Origin of the sequence: Xylophilus rhododendri (assembly GCF_009906855.1) — a bacterium.
Lineage (GTDB): Bacteria > Pseudomonadota > Gammaproteobacteria > Burkholderiales > Burkholderiaceae_C > Xylophilus > Xylophilus rhododendri.
The window spans coordinates 1,568,193-1,580,497 of the sequence record NZ_CP047650.1 but is presented as its reverse complement, the minus strand read 5'-3'; the positions used below and the strand labels follow the sequence as shown (position 1 = coordinate 1,580,497).

General features: G+C 70.5%; 12 protein-coding genes. 6 read left to right on the top strand and 6 right to left on the bottom strand.

Annotation, left to right across the window (positions count from 1 at the left end):
- The first annotated feature begins 97 nt into the window (after window positions 1-97).
- Window positions 98-835 (top strand): FadR/GntR family transcriptional regulator, encoded by a 738-nt coding sequence (locus tag GT347_RS07180; protein ID WP_160551310.1) that lies wholly within the window; start codon window positions 98-100, stop codon window positions 833-835.
- Window positions 836-1,001: 166 nt separating this feature from the next.
- Here GT347_RS07180 and GT347_RS07175 read toward each other — a convergent pair whose 3' ends face one another.
- On the bottom strand, window positions 1,002-1,868 hold the full coding sequence (locus GT347_RS07175; protein ID WP_160551309.1) for a transglutaminase-like domain-containing protein: 867 nt from the start codon (window positions 1,866-1,868) through the stop codon (window positions 1,002-1,004).
- Between the two features lie 117 nt (window positions 1,869-1,985).
- Window positions 1,986-2,591: a TetR/AcrR family transcriptional regulator gene (locus tag GT347_RS07170; protein WP_160551308.1), complete on the bottom strand. Its 606-nt coding sequence runs from the start codon at window positions 2,589-2,591 to the stop codon at window positions 1,986-1,988.
- A gap of 89 nt (window positions 2,592-2,680) precedes the next feature.
- On the opposite strand from GT347_RS07170, the gene GT347_RS07165 reads away from it, so the two are divergent.
- Entirely contained in the window at window positions 2,681-3,718 is a 1,038-nt protein-coding gene (locus GT347_RS07165) for an MBL fold metallo-hydrolase (protein WP_160551307.1), read from the top strand.
- On the opposite strand, the gene GT347_RS07160 is transcribed toward GT347_RS07165, so the two are convergent.
- A complete protein-coding gene (locus GT347_RS07160; protein WP_160551306.1) occupies window positions 3,705-4,601 on the bottom strand; it encodes a LysR family transcriptional regulator in 897 nt (298 codons plus the stop codon). The genes GT347_RS07165 and GT347_RS07160 overlap by 14 nt on opposite strands.
- 71 nt (window positions 4,602-4,672) lie before the next feature.
- Between GT347_RS07160 and GT347_RS07155 the strand changes: the two genes are divergently transcribed.
- Window positions 4,673-5,812 carry a DSD1 family PLP-dependent enzyme gene (locus GT347_RS07155; protein ID WP_160551305.1) on the top strand — a complete coding sequence of 380 codons (1,140 nt, stop codon included), beginning with the start codon at window positions 4,673-4,675 and terminating at the stop codon, window positions 5,810-5,812.
- 6 nt (window positions 5,813-5,818) lie between these two features.
- On the opposite strand, the gene GT347_RS07150 is transcribed toward GT347_RS07155, so the two are convergent.
- Window positions 5,819-6,793, bottom strand: coding sequence for a tripartite tricarboxylate transporter substrate-binding protein (locus GT347_RS07150; RefSeq protein ID WP_160551304.1), 975 nt, complete (start codon window positions 6,791-6,793; stop codon window positions 5,819-5,821).
- A gap of 233 nt (window positions 6,794-7,026) precedes the next feature.
- Between GT347_RS07150 and GT347_RS07145 the strand changes: the two genes are divergently transcribed.
- The 3 genes from GT347_RS07145 (at window position 7,027) to GT347_RS07135 (ending at window position 9,738) form a co-directional block, all read left to right on the top strand.
- Window positions 7,027-8,031 (top strand): hypothetical protein, encoded by a 1,005-nt coding sequence (locus tag GT347_RS07145; RefSeq protein ID WP_160551303.1) that lies wholly within the window; start codon window positions 7,027-7,029, stop codon window positions 8,029-8,031.
- A gap of 208 nt (window positions 8,032-8,239) precedes the next feature.
- On the top strand, window positions 8,240-8,662 hold the full coding sequence (locus GT347_RS07140) for a CopG family transcriptional regulator (RefSeq protein WP_160551302.1): 423 nt from the start codon (window positions 8,240-8,242) through the stop codon (window positions 8,660-8,662).
- A gap of 23 nt (window positions 8,663-8,685) precedes the next feature.
- Window positions 8,686-9,738, top strand: a complete 1,053-nt coding sequence (locus tag GT347_RS07135) for an extracellular catalytic domain type 1 short-chain-length polyhydroxyalkanoate depolymerase (RefSeq protein WP_160551301.1) — start codon at window positions 8,686-8,688, stop codon at window positions 9,736-9,738.
- 2 nt (window positions 9,739-9,740) lie between these two features.
- On the opposite strand, the gene GT347_RS07130 is transcribed toward GT347_RS07135, so the two are convergent.
- Complete coding sequence (locus GT347_RS07130; protein WP_160551300.1) at window positions 9,741-10,898, bottom strand: MFS transporter; 1,158 nt, start codon at window positions 10,896-10,898, stop codon at window positions 9,741-9,743.
- Between the two features lie 8 nt (window positions 10,899-10,906).
- A complete protein-coding gene (locus tag GT347_RS07125; RefSeq protein WP_407704142.1) occupies window positions 10,907-12,232 on the bottom strand; it encodes an SGNH/GDSL hydrolase family protein in 1,326 nt (441 codons plus the stop codon).
- Window positions 12,233-12,305 lie beyond the last annotated feature (73 nt).

Here is a 12,305-nt window from a genome sequence, read left to right as displayed (position 1 = left end):
GTTGGACCAAATGTAGATTGGTGAACCAAAAGTCATGCACATGGTTTACCACTAAGCCCCGCGCTATCATCCCGCCGATCTTTTCGAGAAGCACCGAATGCCCGCCCAGTCAAAGGCTGCCGACAGCCCTTCCACACCGCTTGCCGGCCATAGAACCGAGGTGGACCGGTCCTACCGCGGTCTGGCCAATCAGGTGCTGGAGCTGATCGCCGCGGGTGAGTTCAAGAGCGGTGATCGCCTGCCCGCCGAGCGTGCGCTGGCCGAGCGTTTCAAGGTCAGCCGCACCTCGGTGCGTGAAGCCATCATTGCGCTGGAGGTGAACGGCACGGTGGAGGTGCGGGGCGGCTCCGGCATCTACGTGTGCCCGCCGAACGTGCGCCTGGCTTCCTTCGAATTCGCCCAGGGGCCCGGCCCCATCGAGGCCTTGCGGGCACGGGCATTGATCGAATCGGAGGTGGCCGCCCAGGCCGCGGCGGACCGCAAGGACGGCGACCTGGACGCCATCTTCGCCACGATCGCCGACATGCGCGACCACATGCAGGACAAGGCCGGCAACGAGGCGGCGGACCGGGAATTTCACCTCGCCATCGCCGGCGCCACCGGCAACAAGGTCCTGGTGCAGGCGGTCGCCGCCATCTGGGACGGCTCGCGCAGCAGCCAGCTGTGGACCCGGATGGAGCAGCATTTCTCGTCGCTGGAAATGCGCTCGGCCAGCCTGGCCGATCACCAGCGGATCTTCGATGGCATCCTGGCCCGGGATCCGGATCAGGCCCGCGCGGCGATGCGGGGACACCTGGAGCGGGTGATCCGCGAATTCACCCAGGCCTGGCGCTGACCCTTAGGAGCCTGGGCGGCAGAAGTCGCCGGCTGCAAACCGGCCGCAGCGGTCCATTTTTCACCGTCTCCTTGACCAATAGCTGCGGCTATTGGCCGGCGGATCCGGCAAAAACTGTCCTCGCTGGGGCCGGTTTTTGCTTCGGCGCCTTCTGCCGCCCAGGCTCCTAAAAGACCGGCGCCATCCGGCGCACCGTGGCCTGGATCGGATCCGGGATGTCCGCCAGCGCGCTGCCGTCGTGGCTCACCTGGATGTGCATGTGGCTCATCACCATGGAGCCGTACATGGTGGCGAAGGCGGTGTTCTTGGCATCGAGCCCGGTGGCCACCCGCACGATGTTCTCGGGCAGGGCCAGCAGCGTCGGGTCGAACATCACCCAGCGGTCGCCCAGCCAGGCTTCGACGACGGCGTGGAAGTCCTGCGGCGGTTCCTCGAAGTGGCAGTAGCCGCCGACCAGCCGCGCGGGGATGTTGAGCGCGCGGCAGAAGGTGATGGCCAGGTGGGCGAAATCCCGGCACACGCCGGCCTGCTGGGTGTAGGCGTCCAGCGCGGTGGTGGTGGAGTGGCTGGTGCCGATCTCGTAGGCGATGTTGTGGCGGATCCAGTCGCAGATGTAGTCGACCCGCGCGCGGCCGCGCGGCACCTGGCCGAAGAGGCGCTGGGCTTCCTGGCTCATGGTGTCCGATGGGCAGAAGCGGCTGGGCATCAGGTAGGGCAGGACATGGTCGGGGAGCTGGGCGACTTCGGATTCATGGTCCAGGCCGCGGTCCGGTCGGCTGATCTGCACGGTGGCGTCGTAGCGCAGCTGCAGGATGCCGGGCTGCACGTTGCAGCGGAAGATGCGGTTGCCGGTGGCCGGCTCCCAGCTGGTCTGCAGCGGGATGAAAGGGCGGACGGCCAGGCTCTCGTGCGTCACATGCTGGTCGGGGCTGAAGGCGCACTGGATCGCGAAGATGAAGTGGGACGGACTCAAGACCTCGTATTCCAGCTCGCAGCGCAAGAGGGTCTGGGGCGGCGAAATGATTCCGGGCATGGGGGCTTTCGTGGGCTCGGCGTAGAGGGAGACCACGCACAACATGTGCCAGCTTGCCCGCACCGGGCCGCACCGGGTGTCAGCCGCAGGCGGGTCTGCTTGCCATCGAAGCCCGCCCTAGGTGGCGTGGCGGCTCAGCACCAGTTCGGCCGCGGCGGCGGCCAGCTGCTTCTGCGCCCGGGTGCCCAGCCGGGGCTGGCCCATGGCGACCTGCGGCCAGAAGGCGGCGCCCTTGACCAGGCTCTCCAGCTGCTGCACCACCAGGGCCGCATCGCCGGGCCGCAGGCGGCCGTCCTGCTGCGCGGCCTGTATCCAGGTGAGCAGGGCGTTCTCCTTCTGCGCCAGGCGGGCCAGCATGTCCTGCGCTCTCTCGGGCGTGTGGATGGTGGCGGCGATGGCCACCCGCGCCAGGTCGATGAAGTCTTCGCCGGACAGCATCGCCACCTTGCGCAGCAGCAGGGCCGCGAGCTGCTGCTGCAGCGGCCGGTCGGGCCGGTAGGCCAGGTCGAGGGTGGTGGTGCTGCGGTCCCAGAGCTGCATCAGGATCTCGGCGAAGAGCTCGTCCTTGCTGGAGAAATGGTTGTAGAGCGTGCGTTTGGAGACCTCGGCGCTGGCGGCGACCCGGTCCATGCTGGTGGCCTCGAAGCCGTGGGCACGGAACTCCGCGACGGCTGCCTGCACGATGGCGGCGCGTTTGCGGTCGGTCAGGCGTTGGGTGCTCATCGCCGAAATTTTACACCGGTGGGTTTACTTTCAAGAAAGTGAAAACTACACTCATCGGTGTACTTCCACGCAGCAATGCCTTTTTCGCCATGGCCTGTCTTTCGATCTCCGCCTGCAGCCGCCCGCCGCTCCACCGCGATTCGCCGCAGATGCGGGGCGGGCGCTTCCGCAACGTCGTGGCCGCCCGGCAGCCCGGCTGGCGCGAGACACTCAAGATCATCTGGCGCTTCGCCTTCCGCAAGCCCCGCGACACGGTGCCCGCGCAGGCGATTCCGGTGCAGCCGCTGAGCGCTGCGCAGCTGCAGGCCGCCCCCAACGGCAGCCTGTACCGGCTCGGCCACTCCACCATGCTGCTCAAGCTGGCCGGCGGCTTCTGGCTGACCGACCCGGTGTTCTCCGAACGCGCCTCGCCGGTGCAGTGGGCCGGCCCCCGGCGCTTCCATGCGCCGCCGATCGACCTGGACGAACTCCCGCCGATCGAAGGCGTGATCCTCTCGCACGACCACTACGACCACCTGGACCACGCCGCCATCCTGGCGCTGGCGCCCAAGGTGCGGCATTTCGTGGTGCCGCTGGGCGTGGGCGAACGCCTGGTCGCCTGGGGCGTGGATGCTTCCAAGGTGCAGCAGCTGGACTGGTGGCAGTCCACCGAAGTGGCCGGCGTGCGCCTGGTCGCCACGCCGGCCCGGCATTTCTCCGGCCGCAGCCTGCGCGACCGCGACCGCACGCTGTGGGCGTCCTGGGTGATCCTGGCCGACGGCCTGCGGCTCTTCTTCAGCGGCGACACCGGCTACCACGCGGGCTTCGCCGAGATCGGCCAGCGCCACGGCCCCTTCGACGTGACCATGGTGGAAACCGGCGCCTACGATCCGCTGTGGCCGGACGTGCACATGCAGCCCGAGGAGAGCCTGCAGGCCCATCTGGACCTGCGCGGCCACACCCTGCTGCCGATCCACAACGGCACCTTCGACCTGGCCCTGCATGCCTGGAACGACCCCTTCGACCGCATCGTGGCGCTGGCCGAGGCGCGCGGCGTGCCGGTGCTCACGCCCACCATGGGCGAGCCGGTGCTGCTGTCGCATCCGGAGCCGACCGCGCGCTGGTGGCGCCCGCTCACCGCCGCATAGCCGACACCAGGAAATCGACCAGGGCCTGCGTCCTCGCGCTGCGCCCCTTGCGGGTGGGCACCAGCACCACCACCGGTGCGCTGCCCAGGGCCCAGTCGGCCATCACCCGCTCCAGCCGGCCGGCGGCCACGGCCTCGGCGGCATCCCATTCGGAGCGCAGCACGATGCCCATGCCGTCTTCCGCCCACTGGCGGGCCACGCCGCCGTCGTTGGTGATGTAGGCGGGGCGGATGCGCAGGGTCTCGGCCTTGCGGCCGTCGCCGCCGGCCGGGCGCATGTGCCACAGCGTCACGTCCTCGTCGTTCTCGCGGATGCAGATGCAGGCGTGGCTGTGCAGTTCGGCCGGACTGCGCGGCCTGCCGTGCTCGCGCAGGTAGGCAGGGCTGGCGCACAGCCAGCGTTCGTTGGCCGCCAGCGGGTGGCCCACCCAGGAGGAATCGCGCACCGTGCCCACATGCACCACCGCATCGCAGTCGTGGCGGTCGGGCCAGGGTGTCTCGCGCAGGTCGAGCTGCAGCTGCAAGGCGGGATGCAGCCTGGCGAAGCGCGCGATCAGCGGCGCGATGTGGGCCCGGCCGTAGCCGAAGGGGGCGGCGATGCGCAGCCGGCCGGTCAGGCGCCGGTCGTCGCGCAGCAGCGACTCGTGCAGGCCGTCGAGCCGCTGCAGCAGCTCCTGCGCCTCGCGGCCCAGGCGCTCGCCCTCGGAGGTCAGCTGCAGCCTGCGTGCGCTGCGGCTGGCCAGCGCCAGGCCGAGCGTGGCTTCGAGCTTGCGCAGCCGCATCGACAGCGCCGGCGGGGTCACGCCCAGCGAGCGCGCCGCGGCGCTGAGCGAGCTTTCGTGCAGCAGCGCTGCGGCCAGGCGGAGGTCTTCGATCTGCATCATTCAGCGGAGCTTAATCATTGATGACCCGAACGTGAACTGCACGCAGGGCCTCCAGGGCCTAGAGTACGGGCATGCACCCGTCCACGCTCCTTACCCTCGACACCCCCGCCGCCATCGTTTCGCTGCCCCGCATGCAGCGCAACATCGAACGCATGCAGCAGCGCGCCGACGCCCTGGGCGTGCGTTTCCGGCCGCACGTCAAGACCAGCAAATGCGCCGAGGTGGTGGCCGCCCAGCGCGCGGCGGGCGCGGCCGGCATCACCGTGTCCACGCTGAAGGAGGCGGATCAGTTCTTCGCCCAGGGCGTGAGCGACATCCTCTACGCCGTCGGCATGGCGCCGCACCGCCTGGCCCATGCGCGGGACCTGCGCCAGCGCGGCTGCGCGCTGCAGATCCTGACCGACAGCGTCGAGGGTGCCCGGGCCATCGTCGACCATGGCCGCGAACACGGCCATGTCTTCGAGGTGCTGATCGAGATCGACACCGACGGCCACCGCTCCGGCATCCGGCCCGATGACGAGCTGCTGCTCTCGGTCGGGCGGGTGCTGCACGATGGCGGCATGCGGCTGGCCGGCGTGCTCACCCACGCCGGATCGAGCTACGAGCTGCACACCCCGCAAGCCCTCGCGGCGCTGGCCGAGCAGGAGCGCGCCGGCTGCGTGCTTGCGGCCCGGCGGCTGCGCGCCGCCGGCCTGCCCTGCGCGGTGGTGTCGGTGGGCTCCACCCCGACCGCGCTGGAGGCCGCCTCGCTCGAAGGCGTGACCGAGCTGCGGGCCGGTGTCTATGTCTTCTTCGACCTGGTGATGCGCAACGTGGGTGTCTGCAGCCAGGAGGACATCGCCCTGAGTGTGCTGACCACCGTCATCGGCCACCAGGCCGACAAGGGCTGGGCCATCGTCGATGCGGGCTGGATGGCCATGAGCCGCGACCGCGGCACCGCGAAGCAGGCGCGCGACTACGGCTACGGCCAGGTCTGCGATATCGACGGGCTGCCGCTGGAGGGTTATGTGCTGTCCGGCGCCAACCAGGAGCACGGCATCCTGTCGCACGAAGGCGCGCCGGACGCGGACATCGTGGCGCGTTTTCCCACCGGCACCCGGCTGCGCATCCTGCCCAACCATGCCTGCGCCACCGGTGCGCAGTTCACCGCCTACGAGGCCCTGGCGGCCGATGGCGGCGTGGCGCGCTGGCCGCGCTTTCACGGCTGGTGAGGCGGCTCAGCTCAGGCGCACCTTGGTGATGCGGCCCACCAGGCGCCAGCGGGCGATGTCGGCGCGCAGGTGGGCCTCGTATTCGTCCGGCGAGGAAGCCTGGGCCTGCAGGCCCAGGCTGGCCAGGCGCTGGCGGGTGTCGGGCGCCGTCACCAGGCTGGAGATGTCCTGCGCCAGCTGCCTGACGGTGGCGGGCTGCATGGTGCGGGGCGCGATCACCCCCAGCGTGCCGGTGAATTCGAAGCCCGGCAGCACCTGGGCGACCGAGGACACGCCCGCGGCGTCGGCCACCACACGCTGCCCCATCAGCCCGATCAGCCGCAACGGACCTTTGCGGGTTTCCGCGACGGAAGCCGCCAGGCCGCGAAACAGCACCTGCACCTGGCCGGTGGCGACCACCTTCTCGGCGGCGTCGTAGGTCGGCACGGGCACATGCTCCAGCTTCACGCCGGCCTCGTAGCCCATGGATTCCGCCGCCAGGTGCGAGCCGGTGCCCACGCCGGGGCTGACATAGCGCATCGGGGTCCTGGCATCCAGCGCATGGGCGATCAGCTCCGCCACGGTGTGCACCGGCAGCGCGGGATTGACGAAGATGCCGTATTCGAAGGTGGCCAGCTCGCACACCGGCGCCAGGTCGGCCAGGGTGGAGTAGGGCAGGGCCGGCCGCAGCGCCGCGTTGATGCCCAGGGAGGGCGAGGCCAGGCCGATGCGGTTGCCGTCCGGGCTGCCCTTGATGACGGCCAGCGCGCCGCTGACCGCGCCCGAGGCGAACTGCAGCGCCACGCGATGGCGCCAGCGCAGGCTCATGGCCTCGGCCAGCACGGCGGCCGAAACGCCCAGCGGCGCATCGCGGCTGCCGGGCACGATCAGCTCCGTGGGGCGCGCCGCGCGCACGGCGCCCGATTGCGCGCCCGCCTCTGAACAGCACAGGCTGGCCAGTGCTGCCAGCGCGGCGCGGCGGCTCGGATCGGATGGGGGCATGGTCACCTCTGCGGGAGAAACTCCGGCCCCACTATAGACGCGTGTCCATCGCCGCCAGCCCAAAGGCACCTCGGCCGAAATTGCAGGCGGCCACGGGCGATGCCGGCCGAGCGCGCATCAGGGCCGGCCTGCGTCAGCTTGTCGCGCCGGACTACACGATGCCGGGCGATATGGACGCGTTTTCCGCCCCGGCAGGGAACACCATGCGAGCCTCATAACAAGAGGACTCTTCCATGACCAACGACACCATCGCGGCGACGGCCCGCACACCGGGATACGAGGCACCCGGCGTGATATCCACCACCGGCGGCGCATCCGCCAGCGCCGTCTCCTGGGGCGCCATCCTCGCCGGGGCCGCGGCGGCCGCGGCGCTGTCGTTGATCCTGCTGGTGCTGGGCGCGGGCCTGGGCGCCGCATCGGCCTCGCCATGGGCCAGCCGCGGCGCCGACGCGGGAACCATCGGCATCGGCGGCATCCTTTGGATCACCATCACCGGGCTGCTGGCTTCGGGCCTGGGCGGCTATCTGGCCGGCCGGCTGCGCACCAAGTGGGTGTCGGTGCATACGGACGAGGTCTACTTCCGCGACACCGCCCACGGCTTCCTGGCCTGGGCGGTCGCCACGCTGGTGACGGCAGCGGTGCTCACCTCGGCCGTCGGTTCGGTGGTCGGTGCCGGTGCGCAGGCCGGCGCCGCCGTGGCCGGTGGTGCCGCCACGGCCGCCACCGCCGCCACGGCAGGCGCCGCCACCGCGGGTGCCAACGGCAACCCCAGCCAGGCGTCGCTCGGTACCGGCTACTACGTCGATGCGCTGTTCCGCAAGGCTGCAGCCGCGCCGGCCCCCGCCGTGGAAGGCCAGCCCGTGACCGCCGCCGCACCCGCGCCGGTGCCGGCCACGAACGATGCCCAGTCCTCGGCCGCCACCGCCGCCGAAGTCACCCGCATCTTCGCCAACAGCATCCGCACCGGCGACCTGCCGGCGGACGACGTCCGTTATGTCGGCCAGCTGGTCTCGCAACGGACCGGCCTCAGCCAGCAAGACGCCGAGAAGCGCGTGACCGACATCTACGCCCAGGCCAAGAAGAAGATCGCCGACACGGCCACCGCCGCCAAGGAAGCCGCCGACAAGGCCCGCAAGGCATCCGCCTATACGGCCCTGTGGCTCTTCATCTCCCTGCTCATCTCCGCTTTCGCGGCCAGCTACGCGGCGACCTTCGGTGGCCGCCAGCGCGATCTTTGAACCACCAGGAGCCTCACCATGCGTTCACTTCTTCTTCTGTTCCTCGGCGTGCCGATCCCGATCATCATCCTGATCGCACTCTTCGTGCATTGAGCACCTTCCGGCTCCTTTGGGGCCGATGCAAAAAGGGCCGGCCTGCCGGCCCTTTTTGCATGGAGGTTTTGATAAATACCATCCAAGTGGATGGCTTAAAGCGTAGACTCCGCCCATGCCCAGAAAAAGCACAGCCCACACCGCCGTGGTCAAACCCGCCGACGAGAAGATCACCATCAACCTCGGCCATGTGGACCTGGGCCAGGTCGACCTGCTGGTGCAGGAAGGCTTTTTCTCCAGCCGCACCGAATTCATCCGCACGGCGATCCGCAACCAGCTGAACCAGCAGGGCGATGTGCTGCGCCAGCTGGTGCTGCGCAAGTCGCTGGTGCTGGGCCTGCAGCATTACTCGGTGGCCGAGCTGGAAGCGGTGCGCGCGCGGGACGAGCGGCTGCAGATCCGGGTGCTGGGCCTGGCCTCCATCGATACGGCGGTGACACCCGAACTGGCGCTGGCCACCATCGAATCGATCACCGTCCTGGGTGCCCTGCATGCCAGCCCCGCCGTGCGCGCCGCCCTCTCCACCCGCCTGCGCTGAGCCCGTCCCACCGAAAGCACCCCATGAATCCCGATCTGCAGAAACTGATGGCACAGGCCGCCCGCCTCACCCAGGGCGGCCAGCTCGCCGAGGCGACCACGCTGCTGCGTTCCTGGATGGGCGGCGGGCTCGGCACTGTGCCCGGCATGCCGCAGGACGGGGCGCAGGATGCCGATGTCATCGACGTCACCGCCCGCCGGGTGGATGCCCCCGAGCAGGAGCCGACGAGGCAAGAAGGCGGCTTCACAGCCCACAGCTTCGCCGGCACGGCCGACCGCCGCGACTACAAACTCTTCCTGCCCGCCGGCGCCGGCGCCGCGGGACCGATGCCGCTGCTGGTGATGCTGCACGGCTGCACCCAGAACCCCGACGACTTCGCCGCCGGCACCCGCATGAACCAGCTGGCCCAGGCGCGCGGCTGGGCCGTGCTCTACCCGGCGCAGTCGCGCAAGGCCAATCCGCACGGTTGCTGGAACTGGTTCAAGCACACCCACCAGACCCGCGAACGCGGCGAGCCCGCGCTGATCGCCGGCATGGTGGAGCAGGTGATGGTGAACCACCGCATCGATCCCCAACGCATCTACGTGGCGGGCCTGTCGGCCGGCGGAGCCATGGCGGCCATCCTGGGCGAAACCCATCCGGACCTCTTCGCCGCCGTCGGCGTGCATTCCGGCCTGGCGGCCGGCGCGGCACGCGATCTGTCCTCCGCCATGGCCGCCATGCAGACAGGCGCCCCGGCGCCGCGTGGGAATGGGCAGGGCAGCGGCATGCCCACCATCGTCTTCCATGGCGAGGCCGACAGCACCGTCAACGTGGCCAATGCCCGTGCGGTGGTGGCGGCCAGCGTGGGCGCGGCGGCGGCGGGCCATGGCGAAGCGTCGTCGGTGCAGGGCACACGCGGCGCCCGGCGGGAAGTCTTTCGTGCGGCGGATGGTTCGGTGCGCGCCGAACTCTGGCTGGTGCACGGCGCGCCGCATGCCTGGTCGGGCGGCGGTCCGGGCAGCTACACCGATCCGCAGGGGCCGGACGCCAGCGCGGAGATGCTGCGCTTCTTCGCCGCGCAGCGCCTGCGTTAGCGTCAGGCGGCGTGCGCTGGCTTGCGCGCCAGCAGCAGCACCAGCATCAGCGCGCTCGCCGCCATGGCGGCCCCGGCGATCGACACGGCCGGATAACCCAGGTCCGCGCCGATGACCGCCCCGCCCAGCGCCGCGCCGATGGCATTGCCCAGGTTGAAGGCGCCGATGTTCATCGCCGAGGCCAGGTTGGGCGCATGCTCGGCCGCCGCCATCACCCGCATCTGCAGCGGCGGCACGATGGCGAAGCTGGCGATGCCCCAGACCAGGATGGCGGCGGCGGCCGGCAACTGCCACTTCATCACCACCGCGAAGGCCAGCAGGACGGCGGTCAGCGCCGACAGCGACACGATCAGCGTGCCGTCGCGCGAGCGGTCGGCCGCGCGCCCGCCCCACACATTGCCGATGGTCAGGCCCACGCCGTAGAGCACCAGCATGGCGGTGACGAAGGCGGTGGAGGCCAGCGCCTCCTGCCGCAGGATGGGCACGATGTAGGTGAAGACGGTGAACATCGCGCTCGACCCCAGCACCGTGAGCGCCAGCGCGCTCAGCACCGGGCCCTGGCCCAGCACCTGGATCTCGGCCTTCATGTTGCCGTGCGGATCGGCCGGCAGCGGCGGCAGCGCCAGGCGCAGGGCCAGCATGGCCAGCAGCCCCAGCACGGTGATGCCCCAGAAGGCGCTGCGCCAGCCGAACATCTCGCCCACCCAGGTGGCCAGCGGCACGCCGCCGATGGTGGCGATGGTCAGCCCCATGAACATCGAGGCCACCGCGCCGGCGCGTTTCTCCGGCGCCACCACACTCGCCGCCACCACCGAGCCCACGCCGAAGAAGGCGCCATGGTTGAAGGAGGTCAGCACCCGCGCGGCGAGCAGCAAGGTGTAGTTGTCCGCCAGTGCCGACAGCAGGTTGCCCAGGGTGAAGATGCCCATCAGCGAGATCAGCAGGGTGCGGCGCGGCACCCGGGCGGTGGTCAGTGTCATCAGCGGCGCGCCGATCAGCACGCCCATGGCGTAGGCGCTGATCAGCAGCCCGGCCGAGGGGATGGACACCCCCAGGTCGCTGGCGATCGAGGGCAGCATGCCCATGGGCGCGAATTCGGTCACGCCGATGCCGAAGGCGCCGATGGCCAGGGCCAGGAGGGGGGAGAGCAGGGTGCGCATGGTCGACTTCAGGGCCGCAGGGCGGTTTCTCTGGCTGGGTTTTCGGACAGGCCCGGCACGAGTGTGCCCAGGTCCACCGCATCGGCCATGGCGCGGTTGCCGGCATCGCCGGGATGCAGCCGGTCGCCCGAATCGTAGGCGGCGGCCAGCCGCGACGGATGCGCGGGGTCTTTCAGGGCGGCATCGAAGTCGATGACCGCATCGAAGGCGCCGCCATGGCGGATCCAGTCGTTGAACTGCTGTCTCAGCGCGTCCTTGTCGGCGTTGTAGTAGTCGGCCAGGGGTGTGCCCGGCAATGCGCCCTCGAAAGGGGTCAGCGTGGCGCCCACCACCCGTACACCGCGGCCGTGGGCCTGGGCCACCAGCTGACGCAGGCCGGCGCTCAGCTCGGCCAGGCCGGGTCGCCGTGCATCGGGCGCGAAGGCGGTGCCGGGCCAGGCGATGTCGTTGATGCCCAGCAGCACCACCAGGCTTCGTACGCCGGGCTGGGCAAGCACGTCGCGGTCCAGCCGCGCCAGGGCGTTGGCGCCCATGCCGTCGGACAGCAGCCGGGCACCGGAGATGCCCGCGTTCACCACGGCCACGCCGTGCGGCGCGAGCCGGGCCGCGAGGTAGTCCGGCCAGCGGTGGTCCTGGTCCAGGCTGGCGGTGGCGCCATCGGTGATCGAATCGCCCATCACGGCGACGGCGCCGGCCGCCTGCGTGTTCTCGACCTGCACGGCGGACAGCAGCGGACGGGCCGTGGTGCTCTGCGCATCGCTGGTGGACGGCGCCATGGCCTGCGTCTGCTCGCCCGGCAGCAGCCAGGTGGTCTGCCGCCCGTCCCAGTGGAAGCTGCGCACCGGCGTGGCATCGGGCAGGTGGAAGCTGACGCTGATGGCGGCCAGCGCGGGAAGCGGCAGGGCCACCGGATCGCTGACGACAAAAGCCCCTGGCGGGACGGTCGCGCCCGGCTGGCCGCCGAAGCTCAGGCTGCGCAGGCTGCCGGGGATGAGCGCGCCCGAAGCAGCGGCGGGGCGAGCCACGGTCGCCGATCCCAGCCGCAGCGGCTCGGTGCCATAGGCGTTGGAAAACACCAGGCGCAGGCGCCCGCCGCCCAGCGACAAGCGCGCCACCTGCCGCACCGTCCGGTCCTGCAGGCTGGCCGGCAGGCCGGTCGGAAACAGGAAGCCATCGCCCCAGACGGGCTGCGGGCTGGCCTGCCAGCTGGCCACCCAGGCGGCCTTGGCCGGCACCTGTGGTGGCGGCGAAGCAGCGTTGCCGGCCAGCGTGGCCAGGGGCATCAGGAGCAGGCCCGCGAGGGTCGTCTGCAACGGTCGGGAACCGGTTCGCATATCGGTGAATTCAGGAGCTTGGATTTTTCCGATGATGAAATGAAAGACCGGATCGAACTAGACTTCCCGCCGG